Consider the following 20,141-nt stretch of genomic DNA (forward strand, 5'->3'; position numbering starts at 1 on the left):
TTATCCTTCAAATCTTCAGCTTAATTTGCAATTTTTTCAATTAAAAATGGTACAAGCGCCGAGAGCGCAACCTGAGACTGTTCTGCCGTTGCCAACTCTTTAATCGCAAGCTCCTGTGCAGTCCACTCTCGTTCTCCAAGAATCACAGCAAAGCGCGCACCAGATTGGTCGGCTTTTTTCATTTGACTCTTCATACTGCCCTGAGAACCGGTTTTAATTCGAAGCGGATGGTTGAGCTGCTCAAGCTGATCACGCACCTGTTCTGCCAGCACCAGTGCCTTGCCTTGATAGGCCGGTTCGGCCACTAAAAAGACATCACAATCACGCACGGCTTGAACCTGTTCAACTTGTTCAAGCAAGAGTAAAAGTCGCTCCATGCCCATAGCAAAACCTACCGCAGGTATAGATTGATCCGCCTTACCTTTGAGTTGCCCGACCAGACCATCATAACGACCGCCTGCACATACCGTCCCTTGCGAACCCAACAACGTTGTGGTCCATTCAAATACCGTTTTGTTGTAGTAATCGAGACCACGAACCAGTTTTTGGTTAATGACAAACGATACGCCCGCCTGAGTCAGATAATCTTGCAATTGCTGGAAATGAGCCAAACTTTCTTCTTTAAGAAAATCATGTAGTTTCGGTGCATTTTCCAAGATCTTTTGGGTTGATTCAATTTTCGAATCTAAAATACGTAGCGGATTGGTGCCCAAACGACGCTGAGAATCTTCATCAAGTGCATCTTTGTGCTGATTTAAAAAATCGACCAATGCAGCTCGATATTCAGCACGCTCATCCATTTCACCCAAGGTGTTGAGCTCAAGTTGAACTTTATCGGATACACCCATGCGTTTCCACAAACGTGCCGTCATCATGATCAGTTCGGCATCGATGTCTGGCGTTGCCACCCCAAAGGTTTCTACACCAAACTGATGAAATTGACGATAACGTCCCTTCTGTGGTTTTTCGTAGCGAAACATAGGTCCAACATACCAAACACGCGGAGTGGCGCCACGCAGTAAGTTGTGTTCGAGCATGGCACGTACACAACCTGCAGTACCTTCAGGACGCAGTGTTAAAGATTCTGGTGGTGTTCCTTTGTCGAGAAAGGTGTACATTTCCTTTTCGACAATATCCGTTGCATCACCAATTGCACGCTTGAATAAGCCTGTTTGTTCAACAATCGGCAAGCGAATCTGTTGGTAACCGTATGCATCCATCAAAGAAGCGAGATGCTGTTCAAGACGTCTCCATGCTGGCGTTTGAGCAGGAAGAACGTCATTAAAACCTTTAATTGCGACAATTGAACTCATGATGAACTACGAATAATTTCTTTAGATTTAGCTTCTTCGATCTCTTTCACACGCTGACGAACCATTGATTCGATTTCATCAACCAACTGGTCCGTATCGATCAGGTGACTTTTTTCACCGTTACGATAGACCAATGAACGAGGAGAAGCACCCACAACACCGATATCAGCTTCCTTCGCCTCACCCGGACCATTTACCTTACACCCAATCACCGACAGGTCCATTGGGGTACGAACATCTTCTAAGCGCTCTTCGAGCGATTGCATGACCTTGATCACATCAAACTCTTGACGAGAACAGCTTGGACACGCAATAAAGTTAATCCCGTTTGAACGCAAACCAAGTGATTTGAGAATATCAAAGCCGATTTTAACTTCATCTTCTGGCTCAGCTGCCAAGGAGATACGCATAGTATCGCCAATGCCTTCCATCAGCAAGCCACCGAGTGCAATCGCAGATTTGACCGTGCCTGTGCGGTAAATCCCAGCTTCGGTTACACCCAAATGCAGTGGATTATCAATCTGCTGCGAAAGCAAGCGATAAGCATCCATGGTTAAAAATACATTCGATGCTTTCACACTGACTTTAAACTCATGAAAGTTCAAACGATCTAAAATATCGATATGACGCATAGCCGATTCAAGCAAGGCTGCACCTGTCGGTTCGCCATACTTTTTTTGCAAATCTTTTTCTAGCGAGCCAGCATTGACACCAATACGGATCGAAATATCATGATGACGAGCCGCGGCCACCACTTCACGCACTTTTTGATCAGAGCCGATATTGCCTGGGTTGATACGCAAGCAGTCTGCTCCGTAATCAGCCACAGCCAAGGCAATTTTGTGATCAAAATGAATATCCGCCACTAATGGCACTGAAACACGTTTACGGATTTGACCAAACGCTTCAGCAGCCTCCATAGAAGGCACAGAGACACGCATAATATCAACACCCGCATCTGCACATCGTTGAATTTGTGCAACAGTTGCATCGACATCACAGGTTTCTGTGTTGGTCATGCTTTGAATACTGATAGGTGCATCGCCACCGACATAGACAGAGCCAACACGAATTTTACGGGTCGGACGGCGTTTTATAGGATTTTCGATCATCGTTGGGTGCTCTACTTTCTCTGTCTTAACGCGATAAACGGAATTCTGCTTTGCCGTTTACGGTATAAGGCGACAATGAAATTTGCTCTTGATTTAAACTCAACGACACAGCAGACGCATCATCAAGTCGAATCTGAAAAGGTGACTGGCCCGACAACTCCAGTGTGGATGCCTGACGACCTGTTGCAAGCACCTTACCGGTTGAATCTACAATATGAATAGAGGTTGGACGGGTAAAGTTCAAGACCAACTGGTCGCCCGATGCTGCCGAAGCATTTCCCATCGGTAAAATTTCAACGTTCGATGCCGCAGGCGCAGTGGCATCATTTTTCTTGCTTGACCAGTTTTGAATGGCGGTAAAAATCAGTCCAAGAATGACCAGAACCAATACAATCAGCACGCTACGTTTTAACCATTTACGATTACGCTCGCTGTTTGAACCCGGCAATTTACCCATGATCTTAATCGGCGAGTTGGTCAGCGCATGATTCGGCAATAAGCCCGTATCATTGGCATAGATTTCATCAAAACGTTGAATAATGATCGATGCATCCGCATTTAAATACTTTGCATACGAACGATAATAACCTTTGATAAACGTGGCCTCTGGCAGCACTTTATAATCATCGCTTTCAAGTGCCGTTAAGGTTTTTACCGGCATTTTCAGCGCGTCCGCAACGTGCTCGAGCTCCAGCTTTTTCGCAATACGGATTTGACGTAAATACTCACCGGGACGTTGTACATTTCCTAATGCAGAAGTGGGTAAACTTGAGCCAGTTGGCTGCTGTGAATTAGGATTTATTTCCATACGGCCTCAGTACTGTACTGTAATTGCATATAACGTTGATATTCTGGACTATCTGGGTAAAAAATACGAAGCTGATTTACCAATACTTGCACCCCAGTCCGGTCGGCATTCGCTCTCGCGACGCGAATTCCCACCCAAAGTGCACGAGCACTCTGATTTTTCTGCCCAACAGTTCGAACATATTGTTCATACATCTCTGTCGAGGCAGGAATTTTGTGTTGCAAATAATAAATTTCTGCTAACTCTAACATTGAAACAGTTGAATCACGGTTTGCCTGAAGTGCCTGTTTGAACATTTTTTCAGCATTCGAAACACCCCCCAGATGCAAATAAATCCGACCTAAATTTTCCAATGCCAGATAGCGCTGGTCATATCCTAATGTACTACCGGCGCGTGTCAATTGTTGAATTGCATCATGATAACGTTTCATCTGATACAAATAAGCGCCATAGTTGTTTCTGGCCTGAGCATTCTCCGGATCCAGCGCTACAGCACGTGCAAAATATTCATCGGCTTTTTCAAGATTTGGGCGACTGCCCTCTTGCTGTAGCAACACCCCCATCATCATGTTGGCATTGCTGTCTTTCGGTTCGACTTTGAGTGCATGATCTAGCGCACGCTTGGCAGCATCAAGATCACCTGTTTTGATATATTCTGCTGCAAGTTGAGTCCGGACTTTCGCGCCTTTTTGCGGATCTTTTTTTATTGAAGTCGTTTGGCATCCAGATAAAAGAAGCGCCGCCAGCATAGTGGCAGCGAATGACTTTCTAATTGTATAGGCCTTACTCAACTTACCACTCCCAATGCTTATCCTTGTGAGCGCATAATCTCTTGTCGCTGCGCAACTTTCTTTTTCCATTGTTCGGCGCGACGTGTACGGTCAGCTACCTGCCCGACTAACTGGCCACATGCCGCATCAATGTCATCACCACGTGTCTGTCGAATCGTACACACAAAACCGGCATCAGACAAAGCTTTTTGAAACGCCATGATACGATTACGGCTTGAGCGACCATACGGCGCGTGCGGAAACGGATTAAACGGAATTAAATTAATTTTACTTGGTAAATTTTTCAGCAGTTTAATCATCTGCTGTGCATGTTCAGGATGATCGTTTACGCCATCGAGCATCACATATTCGATGGTCACGTGCTTACGTGCACTTTCATTGCCATCTTTGGAAATATAACGCTGTGCTGCCGGAATAAGCTGTTCAAGCGGATATTTTTTGTTGATCGGCACCAACTCATCACGCAGTTCGTTATTTGGCGCATGTAAAGAAATCGCGAGGGCGACATCCAACTCTTCAGCCAACTTATCGATCATTGGCACGACACCCGACGTCGACAAAGTCACACGGCGCTTCGACATACCGTAGGCAAAGTCATCTAACATGATCGACATCGAATGAACCACAGGCTTGAAGTTCAATAACGGCTCGCCCATACCCATCATTACCACATTGGTCACCGAACGGGTACGTTCTGCGACGGGTACATCTTCAACATAAGACTGATTGGCCACCCAAAGCTGACCAATAATTTCATCAGGCGTTAAATCACGCTGAAAGCCTTGTTTACCCGTCGAACAAAACGAGCAATCCAATGCACAGCCCACTTGTGAAGAGATACATAGGGTTTTACGTGAACCGGTTTTATCTTCTGCCGGAATCAGAACGGTTTCGACCAGTGAGCCTTCACCATCCCCCACACGAAACACCCACTTACGCGTGCCGTCTTTAGAATAATGACGATGCACCACATGCGGCGCTTTGACTTCACACACTTGCTCAAGTTTGGCGCGCAGTTTGCCCGAAATATTGGTCATTTCGGCAAAATCGGTAACAAAATACTGATGAATCCATTTCATGATCTGACCGGCACGAAATTTCTTTTCGCCAATCTGTTCAAAAAATTGTTCGAGTTCTTTACGCGACATCCCTAAAAGGTTTAATTTCGGCTTCACGACGTCTTTGTCCACAGCCATTTGAGATGTAGATGAAGAATGCGGTGCGTCTGTATTTGGCACTGAAACGCCTACTGCAGATGTCATGAGATTACCTAAACCAAAATAGAGATGAAATTCGATTGTTTAAAAATAAAACAATCACTTCATGAGAGAATAAAAAAACCAGATAAGTATGATACCACTTATCTGGTTTAATTGCTTTTAATTAGCGAGTGCGCGGGAAGATTTCGTCCGCAGCAAAGAAGTACGCAATTTCGCGCTCAGCAGATGCAACTGAGTCAGAACCGTGCGCAGCATTTTCGTCAATGCTTGTTGCAAAGTCTGCACGAATTGTACCAGGAGCCGCTTCTTTCGGGTTAGTTGCACCCAAGATTTCACGGTGAGCAAGTACAGCGTTTTCGCCTTCAAGCGCAGAAACAACCACTGGACCAGAAGTCATGAACGCAACGAGGTCAGCAAAGAAACCGCGTTCTTTGTGCTCAGCGTAGAAGCCTTCAGCTTCAGCTTGAGTCAAGTGCTTGTATTTAACAGCAACTGGCTTCAAACCTGCTTTTTCGAAACGAGCGATGATTTCACCAATGTGATTTTTACCTACAGCATCTGGCTTGATAATAGACAGAGTACGTTCAATTGCCATGAGTGGCTCCTATACGCTTTAAACGTGAAAAAAATTTGCCGCATTATACCGATGTCCGGGCCAATAATCAGCTTCGAATCGGTAAAAGTTTGGTTTTTTGTGTGATTTTTATCGAACTTCGTCAATCCAGGCCATTTGGATGGCCTCTAACAGTCCTTCTGTCGATTTTTGCGGATCATCATTAAAATCGGGTAAGGCGCACACCCATGCGTGTAGGTCGGTAAAACGAATCCATTGCGGATCGACCTCTGGATGTGCTTCTGAAAGCTCAATGGCAATATCAATGGTGTCTGTCCAACGTAGGCCCATTCGAGGTTCCTGTCTGTTTAAGATGAAGTCTGGTTACTGTAGCAAATTTATAAAACAGAGAGAATCGTTTCTCAAAGCACAACGCCCAACATTGGCGCACAAAAAATAATCATGCCAGCGATTGATGCACCGATCAGTGCGCCGACCATCACATCACTTGGATAATGTAAACCCAAAATCATGCGAGATAACGCCACCAGCAAAGTAAACGGCAGCATGAGCGTTACGAGTACAGGCATAACATAACCTAAGCAGATGGTTGCCATGACCGCGTGTAAGGTATGCCCAGACGGAAAGCTGAAATGATCTAGCGGACGCTCTCCCAGTACAATCACTTGATGCACTTGGTAAGGGCGAGGCCGGGTCGTTTTATGCTTCAAAAATTTGTATAGCGCGGTTCCAATTGAGCTACCCAGCACGAGGTACACGATTTGTATGCCATAAGGCAAACCTTTTGTTATCCAGACCATCGCCAGCATAGCGTACCAAAACGAACCGTCACCCAAACGGCTGACCACTTTAAAAAATGTGGCAACACGCTGTGAGTGTGAAAAATGATTTAGATACACACATCCTCTTAAATCGAGGTCCAGTATTCTTATTTTTGCATTCTTAAAATTCATGGTGTGTTCTCCTCACGCTTAACGTTTAGAATGATGTCATGTAGGGCTCCTTGACCACCCGATATAAGGCTTGTTCCATTTGTTGTACGGGAAATTGCCAGCCATCTTGTTCTACGCGCTGCCGCGCGAGACGTCCCATTTGCCGTAGCATCATAGCAGCAGGCAGCTGACGCATGTTGTGAATAAACGTAGCAGGTTGCCCGACAGGGCTCAACCATCCTGTTACACCGTGTTGCACATATTGATGCGCACAGGCGTAATCGTAAGCCACGACAGGTAGACCACTGGCCATGGCTTCGAGCACCACATTACCAAAGGTTTCTACTTGACTTGCAAACACAAATACATCTGCGCTTGCATAAGCTTCTGCAAGATTCCTGCCACTTAAACTTCCCGTAAATATTACGTCACGATTTTGATCAAATGCCTGCAATCGTGCTCGGTCTGGGCCATCCCCAACAATCACCAGTTTATGGCGTACCCGCTCGGTACGCTGCATCGCCAGATAATTTTCAATTAGTAGATCAATCTCTTTTTCAGGAGACAGACGCCCGACATAAAGCATCACGCATGTATCGGGTGCAGCCTGCCAAGATTGCCTTAAAGATTCGTTTCGATGGCTTGGTGAAAAAAAATCTGGATCAACCCCTCGCCCCACAATCGCTAGCGGGCAGGTTACACCAAATGCACGTAAGGCTTTCTCGGTGTCTTTACTGGGCACACAGGTCATTTGGGTATGATTATGAAACCAGCGTAAATAGCCTTGTATGGGTTTGAGTAAAAATGCCAAATCAAAAAAGCGGCTAAAATCCTGAAACGGCGAGTGAAACCCACTGGAAAGCGGGATTTTTCGGGCCTGCGCCGCATATAACGCACAGAGTCCTAATGGCCCTTCCGTTACAATATGTACCACATCAGGTGCAAAGCTTTCTAAAGCTTTAGATACTTTCAGATACTGTGGCCAGCCGAATTGCAGCTCTGGATATTTGGGAATTTTTTGTGCATGCACCAAACATTCACGATGCGGCGTAAATTCGGCACAAGCTCGTTTTTGTTGTGGTCGAATCAGTAGAATTTTATGACCTTGTGCCTGTAAGCCCTTGCAGAGCTGTAGCAAAGACATGGCCACCCCATTGATTTCTGGCGGCCATGTTTCGGTTACGATCGCAATTTTTAAACGTGGGCGAACCAGCTCATTCAGGCAATCTAGATCCCGTGAAAAAGGATTGAAACGACGTTTAAAATAAAATTTAAAACTTTCTGGAATCTGTTGTTGTTTTAGTAGCGTTGTAGCGGGAATACCGTACATACAAGCGTCCATTGGCGTATTTATCATAGCTCAAAGTTTAAGCAGCCTCTTTGACACTTTCATGATCTTGATATGACAGTTTTCTGACAACACTATAAAAAAAACCTCCTCGCCATCCTTATACATTGATCGCGAGAAGGTTTTTTTAAAGCATGTTAAGGCTTATTTCCCTTGGAGCTTTGAGTAGTCTAGCAACACATTCATCGCCTCATTCACAAAAGCCTCTTCTTCAGGAAGCGGCGGACGCTGCGTAGCTTTCATTTTGGCACGCGATTCACTGAGCGCATCCAAAGAAGCCTGATAGGTTTCCCAATTAGCATAAGGCTTCAAACCTGTCGCCGCACGGCGTTTGTTTTCGGCATCTAGGGTTTGCTTCTCTAATGCCAAAATTTCAGCCTTGCGTTGGTCGATATCGAGCACAGTGCGCTTCTGATCTTTGGTTTCTTGTGCAATCGACTTACGTGTTTCCAAGTAATTAAATTGCGGATCTTTCGAAACACGTTGCGTTGATAACTGCGCCAATTTAGTCACGTAAGGCTGAATTGAACCTTCACGTTTAAACGGTGCGGTTGGAATGGTATCCCACTTCAATGCATTTTTGGCTTTACGCTCACCAAACTCTTCATCGTAAATATCCACCAGCTTAATGTCTGGAATAACCCCTTTATTTTGGGTACTTCCACCGGTCACGCGGTAGAATTTACGCTGTGTCAAGGTCGCCTGACCGTAGGCCAGACTGTCTAACTGCACCTGTGCAGTTCCCTTGCCTGTAGTGGTACTACCAATCACCACGCCACGCTCATAGTCTTGTATGGCCGCAGAGTAAATTTCACTCGCCGATGCAGACGCCAGATTCACCAAAATCGCCAGCGGACCTGCGTAGGTCTGTGCGCCACCGTCGTTGTCTTCAAAGACACTGACATTACCGTTACCATCTCGAATTTGAACCACAGGACCAGATTTAATCACTTGCCCAAGCATACGCGCCACTTCTTCAAGCGAACCACCTGGGTTGTTACGTAAATCGATGATAATCCCTTCAACATTTTTGGCAGAAAGTGCCTTCAAGGCATTGTTGGTATCTTCAGAGACCGAACGATACTCGGTACCGGCACGACGGGCGCGATAATTTAAGTAAAACGATGGAATTTCAATCACACCGTACACATGTTTTTTACCGTCACGAGTCAGCTCTACAGTACGTGAACGCACACCGGCATCTTCTTCCTGAATGACATCACGCACCAAAGTCACACTGCGGGCCTGACTCATCTGAGCCCCCGGACCCAACACACGAATCGTGACTTTGGTACCGCGTTTACCGCGAATCAGTCCTACAATTTCCGAACTTGGCCAGCCAATCACGTCGACCATCTTGTCGCCATCTTGGGCCACCCCAATGATACGATCACCGGATTTAATTTGACCCGACTTACTTGCCGGACCACCTTCTACAATGGTTTCAATTTTGGTGTAGTCTTCATTGCCACGTTCAGGACGAATCGATACTCCAATCCCTTCAAGCTGTAACGTTGTCTGGCGGTTGAGCTCAATGGCATCGATTGGCGGATAATAATTACTATGTGGATCATAAGTGGCCATCATCGCGTTGAGTGTCTTATCGAGCACGTCATCGCTTTTCACCCGCTTCAAACGTTCCAACTGACGTGTGTAACGTTTCACCAAGGTTTGAACAGGGGTTAAATCATCTGCACTGGCCAAGTCCTGCCCATTTGCAAGTGAAGGATTGTCTTTAAGTGCCTTTTGTTTGGCCAGATCCTCTTCTTTGCTGATGGTCATGTTGATCAACTGCGACACCAGCATTTTACGCCAGTAATCTTGCTGCTCGGCAGCCGTTTTAAAATATGGTGCTTTTTCGCGGTCTGTCTCAATATAGACATTTGGCTGTTTGAGATTTTGCGGCTTTTTCAGCTCATTAAGTACAAACTCGTAAAACGCTTTAAGATGTTCACGGTATTGCGCATGAATGGTAAACGGACCAGATAAATCGCCTGCTTTTAAGGCAGCACCGAAGGTCGGTCCGTATTTTTGCTTATATTGAGCCACTTCAGCAGCAAGAAAAATCGAATGATCCGGATCGAGGCTATCGAGATACATATCTAAGATGCGGTTCGATGTCGTGGCATCCAGACGCATGTTGAGATAATGTTGACGATCCACCAGCGTTGCGAGTTGGCGCGACACCAGCGCTTGTTCTTTGGTAGGTTGAATCGACTGAGAAACAGAAACAGTATCGGTCGCGGCGATTGCCTCATTAATTGCATGGGAGAAGAAAAAACCGCCAGTTGCGAGCGCAACTGCACATGCGAGTACTTGAAGTTTCATAAATTCTTAATACGTCCTGAGCTTTCCATTATCAGGGTGGATTGCCTAGCCGTTGAAAATGCAATTCACCCCACACGCCGAGTCTTCGATCTTTATCGTCGATTCAACATCTTAATCAACTTAATTTGTGTACGTCGTGTAGTTTTATCATATTCTGTGCTGACAAAATGTAGCAAATCATTGCAAAATTCCGTTATCGTTCTTTAATTCACACCCCAAAACGGATTCTTATATGATTGGCGCATTGATGCTCGACATTGCTGGCACAGAGCTTACTCAAGAAGATATTGAACTCTTGCGCGCTCCGCAAGTCGGCGGCATGATTTTATTTTCAAGAAACATCGAATCACCCGCTCAAGTACGCGCCCTGACCGATCACATGCGTCAAATTCGTCCCGACATTTTAATTGCCGTGGATCAAGAAGGCGGACGTGTGCAACGCCTGAGAACCGGTTTTAGCGCACTTCCTGCCATGGGTAAATTCGGTGAATATTATCTTGAGCAACCTGAGCAGGCAGTTGCTCTGGCCGAACAATGCGGCTGGCTAATGGCTACCGAAGTACTGGCTGTCGGAATCGACTTTAGTTTCGCGCCAGTACTTGATATCAATGCCATCAGTGATGTGATTGGCGATCGGAGCTTTGCCAACAATCCGCATGATATTACCGTGCTTGCAGCGGCCTTTATGCGTGGAATGAAACAAGCAGGCATGGCGACCACAGGAAAACATTTTCCGGGACACGGCTCGGTCAAAGCCGATTCGCATGTAGCCGCGGCGATTGACTCGCGTCACTACGATGAGATTTATCGGACCGACATGCAGACCTTTATTCAGTTGATGCCTCAACTGGATGCCCTGATGCCTGCACACGTGATTTATGATCAGGTCGATCCACATCCGGCTGGCTTCTCACCGTTTTGGATTCAAGAGGTGCTGCGCAAGCAACTTGGTTTTGATGGCGTTTTGTTTTCAGATGACTTGACGATGCAAGCCGCTTGCGTGGCTGGTGGCGCAGATGCACGCTTAAAAGCGGCACTTGATGCAGGCTGTGATATGGGACTGGTCTGTAATGATCGCGCAGCAGCATGTTTGGCGCTGGATGCCATTTCCACTTATGCACTTCCTAATCAAGATCGTTTAAGCCGCATGCGTGGTCAATGCCCTGAACTGAAAATTTCAAGTGCATTATCGCTCGGAGAAACATGGCAAACGACTAAAAATGCTATTGAAGCGTTTAAAAATTCATTTTAACTTGCATAGAGCAGCAAGGATCTAATCTAAACCAGAAGCTGTACGCAGCTTCTGGTAAAACGCGAGAAGCAAAACACAACGATTAAAATAAAAATGAGTCAGGACGATATGAAGCCATCTCTTTCCAAACATCGACATATTTCGTTTACCGCACATTATACCGGTTACATTTGGTACAAAATGGGTATTTCGCATCAGGTGTTTGCCACCCGTAAAGGTCGATCGCTGGTCTCTTTGGCGCACCCACTGGAAACTTGGGCAGAAAAATTTGTGGGCGGCAGCATGCGCAGCACACTCAAACAACGCCATCAAATGCTGGATCAGACTCTTGAAGCGCTGATTGCACAATATCCAGACCTTCAAGTACTTGAAATTGCTTGTGGCCTATCACCGCGTGGCTGGTGGTTTAGGCAGCAATATCCGAATATTGAGTTTCGCGAACTGGATTTACCAGATATGGCAGCTGTCAAACAGGCCGCCCTTAAACAGCTCAACCCAAATAGTCCGGATGTATTATCGGTGGATCTGTTTACACCTGATTTTGCAACAGTATTTGAACTTTTCGATCCTAAAAAACCGTTGGTGATTATCAGTGAAGGATTGATCAATTATTTTAGCAAAGCCCTGCTGGGCGAATTGTTAGATGCACTCTCAACTCATGGTCAAAGATTTAAACAATTACATTATTTGACCGACTGGTATCCCGAGCCTACACAAAACAAACTGGCTGCTGTAATTTGGCATAGCAGTAAGCTTCTTAAATGGGTGTCACGCAGTGCATTCAGTTTTCACTTCACCACCCCACAAGAAATTCAGCGCTTTTTTAATCAGCACGGATTTGCGCAGGTTCAAATTCTTCAACCTGCACAATTATCTCAACCATTTAATTCAGTGAATCCAGAACAACAGGCACATTTAGGTGATTTGGTCTGGATGGTCCATGCACAACACTTGGCGCAATCCTAGACGACCGCTGCAAAGTGCTGCTGACGTTGCTTTTGACGCTCGACATAACGCAATAAGCGATCGGCAAGCGTGAAGCTGCCATGTTTGAAGATCGCTCTAACTCCAGAGGCTTCAGCTTCAAAGATCAAACATTCAATCTGGAAGCTTCCTTCGTCATCATGTAAATGCAGTGCCAGATCACGAGGTGCATCATTGACTGCATTTAAATCCGTCAACTGCTCTAATCGAAAAAATACCCCAAAAAAACTCAGATCGACAATTTGCACATTAATCGAATGATCGTGTAATCGATGGGTCAGCTTCGTTTTAGACGGATTAACCTGAATGCGAATTTCACCGCGACGCTCCATCATCTGCATCTGATCGCGAGTCATCGGTAAAATTCCGTCTAACTGATGAATTGAACGACCACTTAAAAATGCCTCAAACAGACGCATGGTTTCCTTACGGCGCTGAAGCTGGGGAACATGATCGGCATTGGCAATAAGCGCAAATTGCATATTCGGACATTGCAGTGCAAAGTTGGCATTTTCATAAGGCAAGGTAAAACTATCGAACTGCCCTGCCGCGACCAGTGTTTCGCATGTTGGTACGGGCACATCGGTTAGACGTAACAAACGCTCACAGTTGATTTGATAGCGTAGTCGTTCAGTGGCATTAAACTCTGACATTTGCTGAAAAAACAAACGTTTTGCTGTAGGTGACATTCGGGTCTGATCTAGCTTGGCATGATTGACCAAATATAAAATCACCGCCTGACCAAATTCAGACATACGGTCTTCTTGCATGAGTTTGAGCGACTCTTCCAAAATCATGCGCCAGCTTTTTCGCGTTTTTTGCATAACTCCCATCAGCACCAAGCGCTCGACCATATCGGGGCGTAAGTCTGCAAAGCAAGAAGCGATCACCGAGCCCAAAGACATTCCCATGACCGAAATTTTACTCAGTTGAACCTGCTCAAGCCACTGTACAAGAATTCGCGCCAGATCAGGCAGCTCCAAGGTTGCTGCCGATACACCGCTGTCACGGTTGGTAATTTGCTGATTTGCGCCCATCGATGGCAGATCGATTAAAATCACAGGGCCGCACTGGAATAACTGTTCGACACAATATTTATAGGAATTAAAGTTTTGAAAGGCACCGCCAACAATTAAAATCGGCGTTTTATGCGCGGTTTCTGGTGTGGCAATCGCCATGTATTCGACTTTCCAGCCTGCGATCCAAGTTTCTCTTGCTGGCTGTTTAAAGCTATCTCGGTGGTATAAATCAAAAAAACCTGATGACATCCCTTCACGATGAACATCCTCATCCATGCGGATAATGGAATTCATGTTCTCCCTCCTGCTTGCATTGGATTTTTATTTCTACAAGCTATGTTCAACCATTCATTAAAATTTGAGTTTTACAGGTAACGCTGTTATTTCACTAAAAAAAAGAGTTAAGTGACCGTGTTTTCATTCTATACAGATGCAGGATTTTTAAGCAATACATTTCACCGCCACTTATCCAGATTCATTTTTAAATAGATTACAAAATATATCGCGCGCTATTTATGCACGCTTTTTGCATTGCAAGCATTCATTGTTTGTAAATTGCCTGCTACTATGGAAAGTCCAAGAATAATTCTTTGAAAGCGTATGCAAGATTCAATTGAACATTATATGCAGACAGTAGGTCAGCAGGCACGTCGTGCATCTCGACTGCTCTCAAGCGCATCTACGTCCGTCAAAAACCATGCACTGTCGTCGATTTATACAGCTTTGGCAGACCGTCAGAACGAGATTCTTGCGGCCAATGCCATTGATATGAAAAAAGGCCAAGAACAGCATCTTGACAGCGCATTACTGGATCGATTGGAACTTACCCCCACACGCTTTAAAGGAATGCTGCAAGGCTTAAACGATGTCATCGCATTGGTCGACCCCATTGGCGAAATTACCGATCTGGCCTATCGTCCATCTGGTATTCAAATTGGCAAGATGCGTGTTCCGCTTGGCGTAGTGGGCATGATTTATGAGTCTCGTCCTAACGTGACACTAGAAGCTGCTGCGCTAGCCCTAAAATCGGGTAATGCGATTATTTTGCGTGGCGGCTCTGAGGCTTTTGAATCGAATAAAGCCATTGCAGCAGCCATCCAGCACGGTCTCAAACGTGCGGGCCTACCAGAAGCAGCCATTCAGGTGATTGAAACCACTGACCGCGCAGCCGTAGGTCAGCTCATTACCATGTCTGAATATGTAGATGTGATTGTGCCACGTGGTGGAAAAAGCCTGATCGAACGCATCACCAACGAGGCCCGTATTCCAGTCATCAAGCATCTCGATGGCAATTGTCATGTGTTTGTGGATGTTGAAGCTGATTTGCATAAAGCCTTACCCATCGCACTCAATGCAAAAACACATCGTTATGGCGTATGTAATGCCATGGAAACCTTACTGGTTCATGAGGAAATTGCCGAAGAATTCTTGCCGGGCATTGCCGAATTATATGCAGAAAAACATGTCGAGCTGCGCGGCTGTCATGCAACGCGTAAAATCCTCGGTAGCGGTGTAAAAACAGCGACTGAAGAAGACTGGTATACCGAATATTTGGCCCCTATCTTGGCCATTAAAGTGGTTGCCAATATTGATGAAGCGATTGAACACATTAATAAATATGGCTCGCATCATACCGATGCCATCGTGACCGAAAATTACAGTAAAGTCCGTAAGTTTCTGGCCGAAGTCGATTCAAGCTCAGTGATGATCAATGCCTCTACACGCTTTGCCGATGGATTTGAGTATGGTTTAGGTGCTGAAATTGGCATCTCGACAGATAAAATTCACGCACGCGGTCCGGTTGGTTTGGAAGGATTAACCTCACAAAAATGGATTGTGTTTGGCGACGGTCAAATTCGCCATTAAGCCATTCATAACTTTCAATCAAAGCGTCTGATCAATCTCAGGCGCTTTTATTTTTATCTTTAAATGTTTAAATAAAAAAACCAGCCCTCAGGCTGGTTTTTTTATATTTAGTGTTTAGAAAATAAAGTCGGTATTTACAAACTTCGAGTAATGCTCAGACACCATAGAAGCCAACATGCCTTTATTGTCATCGGTTTGTTTGGTTGCAATCATTGAGCGGATAGAGAAGGCACGCAAGGCATCATGCACAGACAAGGTTCCTTCCGCAGAATCTTTACGGCCGCCAAACGGGAATACATCCGGACCACGCTGACACTGGCTGTTAATATTAACACGGCAAACCTGATGCACCAATGGATCGACCAAATGACCAATTTGCTCAGGATCACTACCAAAAATACTCACTTGCTGACCGTGATCAGAAGTTGTGACATAGTCCAGTACTGTTTCAACATCATCATACACACAGATCGGCACAACTGGACCAAATTGCTCTTCACGATACAGTCGCATCTCTTCTGTCACTGGATACACCACGGCCGGATAGAACATGGTTTTACAGTGCTCGCCGCCCTCTGGATTGATTACCTTCGCCCCTTTGGCTTCAGCATCTTCGATCACCTCTGTCATATAGGTAGTGCGATGCATACCTGGTAATGGCGTAATAAATACACCTGGTTCCCATGGCATACCGACTTTGAGCTTGCCTAGTTCAGCCGTTAAACGCTGTGCAAATTCATCGGCAATCGAGCGATGTACCATCAACATTTTAAGCGCCGTACAACGCTGACCATTAAACGACAACGCTCCGAGCAAGCACTCTTTCACTGTCAGGTCTAAATCTGCATCTGGCAAAATAATCGCTGCATTTTTGGCATCTAGTCCTAAAATTGAGCGTAGACGATGTGATTTTGGATGTTGTTTTTTCAAGTAATCTGCAACTTTACTCGAACCAATCAAAGCCAGCACATTGATTTTACCCGATGCCAGCAAATGAGGAACCACCAATGAGCCAGGCGCATAGATGGTATTGATCACGCCTTTCGGGAATGAATCACGAAATGCCTCTAACAGTGGTTCGAACAATAAAGTACCAAATTGAGGTGGCTTAAATACAATGGTGTTACCCATCAGCATAGCCGGAATCAGGGTTGCAAAGGTTTCATTGAGCGGATAGTTGTATGGTCCCATACACAACACAACACCCAATGGTGTACGACGGATCTGCCCGATGGTTCCTTCGGCCATCACAAAACGTGAGTTGGCGTTGTCCAGATCTTTTAAGGCATCAATGGTCTGACGCATATAGGTCACAGTACGATCAAATTCTTTTTCAGAATCTGCCAAGCTTTTGCCAATTTCCCACATGATCAGCTTCACAATCAAGTCACGCTGTTTCACCATACGCTGAATGAAGTTTTGCATGCACACAATGCGCTCGGCCACTTTCATCATTGGCCATTCACCACGGCCATTGCTGTAAGCACGTACGGCTGCGTCTAGTGCTTCATCACTTTCTTTTTCACCCATTAACGGATAGCTACCTAGCTCAACTTGCTGTAGGCTGCCATCTGGCTGCTGTGTCCAGATCGGAGACAATGTGGTCTTGGTTGCTCCTGCCCATGTCTTGAGTTCACCATCGACCAGTGAAACACGTTGATGAATCTGAGGTAGACGCATATTTTCAGGAACGCCGTCTACTGTAGGGAACTTCTGCTGCAAATGATTTGATAAGCCCATTGTTGTTATCTCCAATTAATTATATGTCTAAACCTGATCAATAACGGTCAGATTTAACTCCTGTAAATACCAGCATTGCAGCTGGTATGGATCTTGGCTTGTACCATAGGTCACAAGCCTTCGAGAATTACATATTTCTAAAAACTACTACCCGCGACAGACACTGTTGCTTATGCCTAATTTTTGGGTCACTTGTTCGATAATTTGTCTCGGTGAAAGCGTGATATCCACAACAATCGCTTCACCGACACTCGGCTCTTCGAGTGTATCTAGCTGGGTTTGTAACAACGATGGATCAAAGAAGTGATCCGCTCGTTCAGCAAGTCGCTTTTGCAAAACCTCGAACGAACCTTTTAAATAGACGAACCGCACATCTTGATCATTCGCGCGCAAGATCTCGCGATATGCATGTTTGAGCGAAGAACAAGTAAACACTGCGGTCTGGCCCATCTGCTGTTTTTGCTCGATTGCCTGACGAATGGCGTGTAACCACGGCAACCGATCTTCATCGGTGAGCGGAATCCCCTGGCTCATCTTGCTTTTATTGGCAGCCGAATGCAGCGTATCGCCATCAAGAAAATCACAAGACAACCGCTCGGACAATAACTTGCCAATTAACGACTTACCTGTTCCACAGACACCCATTGCGATCACAATCATGGCGATTCACCTTTAACTATATGAGGACGCTGAGTAACAGCGTAAAAGCCAAACCCAACACCGAAATAATGGTTTCCAATACAGACCAAGTTTTAAGTGTCTGCCCCACCGTCATACCGAAATATTCTTTGATCAGCCAAAAGCCTGCATCATTGACATGTGAAAACACCAATGAGCCTGAACCTGTAGCAAGAACCAACAGTTCCGGTCTAACTTCAACGCCCGCTGTGGCCGCAATCGGCGCGACAATACCGCAGGCTGTCGCCATTGCAACAGTAGCGGAACCCGTTGCCAGACGAATCAAGGCTGCAACAAACCAGCCTAAGAGTAATGGTGATAAATTTGCTTTTAATGCTGTAGAGACAATTTCATTCGAAATCCCGCTATCACGCAAAATGCCACCAAAACCACCACCCGCGCCAACGATCAACATAATGCCGGCAATCGAAGCCAAACAGCCGCCACAGAATTTTTCAATTTGTACGCGGGTGAAACCTTGCATGGTGCCAAAGGTAATAAAGCTCACCAATACTGCAATTAATAATGCAATATCAGAGGTTCCAATAAAACGCAGCAAATCGTTGGCAAAAGTTTTAGGTGCAAAAAATAGATCCGCCCAGCTACCTACCAGCATCAACGCCACAGGCAACATAATGGTGAAGATCGTGATACCAAAGCTTGGTAATTCGCGTGTTCTGTTGCTGTCTGCATCAATAAACTGCTGAGCCAAAGGGTTATGTTCAGGCAATTTGACATATTTGTTGATCCAGAGCGCATACACAGGCCCCGCAACAATCGCGGTAGGCACACCGACTAAAAGTGCATAAGCAATGGTTTTGCCAATATCAGCATTGTAGGCCTGCACCGCGAGTAGTGCTGCTGGATGTGGCGGAATCAAGCCATGCACCACAGATAAGCCTGCCAGCATAGGTAAACCCACAATCAGTAACGACTTACCCGTACGCTTGGCAATATTAAAAACAATCGGAATGAGCAGTACAAATCCGACTTCAAAAAACACAGGTAAACCCACCACAAGACCAATCACCATCATGGCCCAATGGATATTTTTCTCGCCAAACCATTGAATCAGTGTAATCGCAATGCGTTCTGCACCGCCCGACTCGGCCATCATCTTACCGAGCATGGTACCGAGTGCGATCACGATCGCAAGGTGGCCCAAAGTTTTACCAGTACCAGCTTCATATGATTTAACAATGTCACCCATTGGCATACCAACAGCTAAGGCCAAACCGAGTGAAACAATAATCAGCACCAGAAACGGGTAAATTCTGAACTTCGCGATCATGACCACTAAGGCAATAATCGCAACTATGGTGTAAATAAGTAACATGCCACCCTGTACGGTCTCCATGTGACACTTCTCCTTGATTTAATTCAATTTGAGCAAACCACCCAAACGAGTGTCTTCAATCGATTAATTTCCTGCGACTGAGACACTATTTTTTATCTTTAAGTATGATCAATATCAGATGATCACGTTCATGCAATATCTAAAAACTAATTAAAATTGATGCTTATTCAGTACGTAACTGACTTGCGGCTTGCGCCAAACGCGTAATTTCAGCCCAGTCTTGCGCCGCTACTACCTTTTTAGGTGTTAACCACGAGCCACCCACACACACAACATTGGGTTGCTTTAAGAAATCTGGAGCGGTCTCAACTGTGATGCCACCGGTTGGACAAAAGCGTAAATTTGGAAATGGGCCATAAAATGCCTGAAGCATTGCCACACCACCCGCTTGCTGGGCTGGGAAAAACTTAACCATGTCATAGCCGAGCTCAATCGCCTGAATCAAATCGCTTGGCGTCATCACACCAGGTAATAGCGGCAAACCGGCGTCTTGTGCTGCCAGATGCAAGTCTTTAGTCAAACCCGGCGACACACCAAATTGTGCACCTGCCTTTTTGGCTTGGGCGCAGTGTTCCGGTTTGGTGATGGTACCGACACCAACCACAATGTCATCAGCCAACTGACTTGCCCGCTCGATTGCAGCCAACCCGGCAGCCGTGCGCAAGGTGATTTCAAGCACTTTCACACCGCCAGCATGCAATGCACGAGATACATGCTCACCTTGTTCCGCCGAATCAAATGCCAGTACCGGAATCACAGGGCCTAACTGAACAACATCTTCCATCTTGATCATGATTTTTTGTTCCTATTCTTTATTCT

Annotated in this window: 18 protein-coding genes; 3 read left to right on the forward strand and 15 right to left on the reverse strand. The window is 45.6% G+C overall.

Annotated features, from left to right (window positions below; all coding sequences use genetic code 11):
• Nucleotides 1-20: 20 nt before the first annotated feature.
• The 10 genes from hisS to KCV09_RS09395 form a co-directional block, all read right to left on the reverse strand.
• Nucleotides 21-1,313, reverse strand: a complete 1,293-nt coding sequence (gene hisS / locus KCV09_RS09350; RefSeq protein ID WP_151794860.1) for a histidine--tRNA ligase — start codon at nucleotides 1,311-1,313, stop codon at nucleotides 21-23.
• Nucleotides 1,310-2,425, reverse strand: a complete 1,116-nt coding sequence (gene ispG, locus KCV09_RS09355) for a flavodoxin-dependent (E)-4-hydroxy-3-methylbut-2-enyl-diphosphate synthase (protein WP_004932923.1) — start codon at nucleotides 2,423-2,425, stop codon at nucleotides 1,310-1,312. Before ispG ends, hisS begins: the two co-directional genes overlap by 4 nt.
• Nucleotides 2,426-2,450: 25 nt before the next feature.
• Nucleotides 2,451-3,233 carry a helix-turn-helix domain-containing protein gene (locus KCV09_RS09360; RefSeq protein ID WP_004943670.1) on the reverse strand — a complete coding sequence of 261 codons (783 nt, stop codon included), beginning with the start codon at nucleotides 3,231-3,233 and terminating at the stop codon, nucleotides 2,451-2,453.
• Entirely contained in the window at nucleotides 3,224-3,982 is a 759-nt protein-coding gene (gene pilW, locus KCV09_RS09365) for a type IV pilus biogenesis/stability protein PilW (RefSeq protein ID WP_025095393.1), read from the reverse strand. Before pilW ends, KCV09_RS09360 begins: the two co-directional genes overlap by 10 nt.
• A 59-nt stretch (nucleotides 3,983-4,041) precedes the next feature.
• A complete protein-coding gene (gene rlmN, locus KCV09_RS09370) occupies nucleotides 4,042-5,286 on the reverse strand; it encodes a 23S rRNA (adenine(2503)-C(2))-methyltransferase RlmN (RefSeq protein ID WP_004932914.1) in 1,245 nt (414 codons plus the stop codon).
• Between the two features lie 121 nt (nucleotides 5,287-5,407).
• Nucleotides 5,408-5,839 carry a nucleoside-diphosphate kinase gene (gene ndk, locus KCV09_RS09375; protein WP_004932912.1) on the reverse strand — a complete coding sequence of 144 codons (432 nt, stop codon included), beginning with the start codon at nucleotides 5,837-5,839 and terminating at the stop codon, nucleotides 5,408-5,410.
• Between the two features lie 108 nt (nucleotides 5,840-5,947).
• Nucleotides 5,948-6,148 carry a Fe-S cluster assembly protein IscX gene (gene iscX / locus KCV09_RS09380; RefSeq protein WP_004932909.1) on the reverse strand — a complete coding sequence of 67 codons (201 nt, stop codon included), beginning with the start codon at nucleotides 6,146-6,148 and terminating at the stop codon, nucleotides 5,948-5,950.
• Nucleotides 6,149-6,219: 71 nt separating this feature from the next.
• Nucleotides 6,220-6,771: a phosphatase PAP2 family protein gene (locus KCV09_RS09385; protein WP_004943680.1), complete on the reverse strand. Its 552-nt coding sequence runs from the start codon at nucleotides 6,769-6,771 to the stop codon at nucleotides 6,220-6,222.
• Nucleotides 6,772-6,796: 25 nt separating this feature from the next.
• The gene (locus tag KCV09_RS09390; RefSeq protein WP_151815169.1) at nucleotides 6,797-8,080 is read right to left on the reverse strand and encodes a glycosyltransferase family 4 protein; all 1,284 of its coding nucleotides are present in this window, start codon (nucleotides 8,078-8,080) and stop codon (nucleotides 6,797-6,799) included.
• 162 nt (nucleotides 8,081-8,242) lie between these two features.
• Nucleotides 8,243-10,426 (reverse strand): carboxy terminal-processing peptidase, encoded by a 2,184-nt coding sequence (locus tag KCV09_RS09395; RefSeq protein WP_119025182.1) that lies wholly within the window; start codon nucleotides 10,424-10,426, stop codon nucleotides 8,243-8,245.
• A gap of 232 nt (nucleotides 10,427-10,658) precedes the next feature.
• Between KCV09_RS09395 and nagZ the strand changes: the two genes are divergently transcribed.
• Together nagZ and KCV09_RS09405 are read left to right on the forward strand one after the other, a co-directional pair.
• The gene (gene nagZ, locus KCV09_RS09400; protein WP_212515077.1) at nucleotides 10,659-11,678 is read left to right on the forward strand and encodes a beta-N-acetylhexosaminidase; all 1,020 of its coding nucleotides are present in this window, start codon (nucleotides 10,659-10,661) and stop codon (nucleotides 11,676-11,678) included.
• A 108-nt stretch (nucleotides 11,679-11,786) separates the two neighbouring features.
• Nucleotides 11,787-12,644 carry a class I SAM-dependent methyltransferase gene (locus KCV09_RS09405; RefSeq protein ID WP_151815167.1) on the forward strand — a complete coding sequence of 286 codons (858 nt, stop codon included), beginning with the start codon at nucleotides 11,787-11,789 and terminating at the stop codon, nucleotides 12,642-12,644.
• Here the strand turns inward: KCV09_RS09405 and KCV09_RS09410 are convergent.
• Nucleotides 12,641-13,975 carry an alpha/beta fold hydrolase gene (locus KCV09_RS09410; protein ID WP_151815166.1) on the reverse strand — a complete coding sequence of 445 codons (1,335 nt, stop codon included), beginning with the start codon at nucleotides 13,973-13,975 and terminating at the stop codon, nucleotides 12,641-12,643. The two genes, KCV09_RS09405 and KCV09_RS09410, sit on opposite strands and share 4 nt — an antisense overlap.
• A gap of 306 nt (nucleotides 13,976-14,281) precedes the next feature.
• Here KCV09_RS09410 and KCV09_RS09415 point away from each other — a divergent pair, with 306 nt between their 5' ends.
• Nucleotides 14,282-15,547: a glutamate-5-semialdehyde dehydrogenase gene (locus KCV09_RS09415; protein ID WP_004932889.1), complete on the forward strand. Its 1,266-nt coding sequence runs from the start codon at nucleotides 14,282-14,284 to the stop codon at nucleotides 15,545-15,547.
• Nucleotides 15,548-15,661: 114 nt separating this feature from the next.
• Here KCV09_RS09415 and KCV09_RS09420 read toward each other — a convergent pair whose 3' ends face one another.
• The 4 genes from KCV09_RS09420 to eda form a co-directional block, all read right to left on the reverse strand.
• A complete protein-coding gene (locus KCV09_RS09420) occupies nucleotides 15,662-17,287 on the reverse strand; it encodes an NADP-dependent glyceraldehyde-3-phosphate dehydrogenase (RefSeq protein ID WP_212515078.1) in 1,626 nt (541 codons plus the stop codon).
• 147 nt (nucleotides 17,288-17,434) lie between these two features.
• Complete coding sequence (locus tag KCV09_RS09425) at nucleotides 17,435-17,947, reverse strand: gluconokinase (protein ID WP_004932877.1); 513 nt, start codon at nucleotides 17,945-17,947, stop codon at nucleotides 17,435-17,437.
• Between the two features lie 16 nt (nucleotides 17,948-17,963).
• Entirely contained in the window at nucleotides 17,964-19,322 is a 1,359-nt protein-coding gene (locus KCV09_RS09430; RefSeq protein ID WP_004932875.1) for a GntT/GntP/DsdX family permease, read from the reverse strand.
• 163 nt (nucleotides 19,323-19,485) lie between these two features.
• Nucleotides 19,486-20,115, reverse strand: coding sequence for a bifunctional 4-hydroxy-2-oxoglutarate aldolase/2-dehydro-3-deoxy-phosphogluconate aldolase (eda, locus tag KCV09_RS09435; RefSeq protein ID WP_004943699.1), 630 nt, complete (start codon nucleotides 20,113-20,115; stop codon nucleotides 19,486-19,488).
• Between the last annotated feature and the right edge of the window lie 26 nt (nucleotides 20,116-20,141).

The sequence above is a fragment of the Acinetobacter soli genome (genome assembly GCF_018139125.1).
GTDB lineage: Bacteria > Pseudomonadota > Gammaproteobacteria > Pseudomonadales > Moraxellaceae > Acinetobacter > Acinetobacter soli.

Bases quoted from the DNA above. Each gene is read 5' to 3' on its own strand.
- eda (WP_004943699.1), bottom strand. From the start codon at position 20,115: ATGATCAAGATGGAAGATGTTGTTCAGTTAGGCCCTGTGATTCCGGTA.
- KCV09_RS09410 (WP_151815166.1), bottom strand. From the start codon at position 13,975: ATGAATTCCATTATCCGCATGGATGAGGATGTTCATCGTGAAGGGATG.
- KCV09_RS09405 (WP_151815167.1), top strand. From the start codon at position 11,787: ATGAAGCCATCTCTTTCCAAACATCGACATATTTCGTTTACCGCACAT.
- KCV09_RS09415 (WP_004932889.1), top strand. From the start codon at position 14,282: ATGCAAGATTCAATTGAACATTATATGCAGACAGTAGGTCAGCAGGCA.
- nagZ (WP_212515077.1), top strand. From the start codon at position 10,659: ATGATTGGCGCATTGATGCTCGACATTGCTGGCACAGAGCTTACTCAA.
- ispG (WP_004932923.1), bottom strand. From the start codon at position 2,425: ATGATCGAAAATCCTATAAAACGCCGTCCGACCCGTAAAATTCGTGTT.
- rlmN (WP_004932914.1), bottom strand. From the start codon at position 5,286: ATGACATCTGCAGTAGGCGTTTCAGTGCCAAATACAGACGCACCGCAT.
- KCV09_RS09385 (WP_004943680.1), bottom strand. From the start codon at position 6,771: ATGAATTTTAAGAATGCAAAAATAAGAATACTGGACCTCGATTTAAGA.
- iscX (WP_004932909.1), bottom strand. From the start codon at position 6,148: ATGGGCCTACGTTGGACAGACACCATTGATATTGCCATTGAGCTTTCA.
- ndk (WP_004932912.1), bottom strand. From the start codon at position 5,839: ATGGCAATTGAACGTACTCTGTCTATTATCAAGCCAGATGCTGTAGGT.
- KCV09_RS09430 (WP_004932875.1), bottom strand. From the start codon at position 19,322: ATGGAGACCGTACAGGGTGGCATGTTACTTATTTACACCATAGTTGCG.
- KCV09_RS09425 (WP_004932877.1), bottom strand. From the start codon at position 17,947: ATGATTGTGATCGCAATGGGTGTCTGTGGAACAGGTAAGTCGTTAATT.
- KCV09_RS09390 (WP_151815169.1), bottom strand. From the start codon at position 8,080: ATGTACGGTATTCCCGCTACAACGCTACTAAAACAACAACAGATTCCA.
- hisS (WP_151794860.1), bottom strand. From the start codon at position 1,313: ATGAGTTCAATTGTCGCAATTAAAGGTTTTAATGACGTTCTTCCTGCT.
- KCV09_RS09360 (WP_004943670.1), bottom strand. From the start codon at position 3,233: ATGGAAATAAATCCTAATTCACAGCAGCCAACTGGCTCAAGTTTACCC.
- KCV09_RS09395 (WP_119025182.1), bottom strand. From the start codon at position 10,426: ATGAAACTTCAAGTACTCGCATGTGCAGTTGCGCTCGCAACTGGCGGT.
- KCV09_RS09420 (WP_212515078.1), bottom strand. From the start codon at position 17,287: ATGGGCTTATCAAATCATTTGCAGCAGAAGTTCCCTACAGTAGACGGC.
- pilW (WP_025095393.1), bottom strand. From the start codon at position 3,982: ATGCTGGCGGCGCTTCTTTTATCTGGATGCCAAACGACTTCAATAAAA.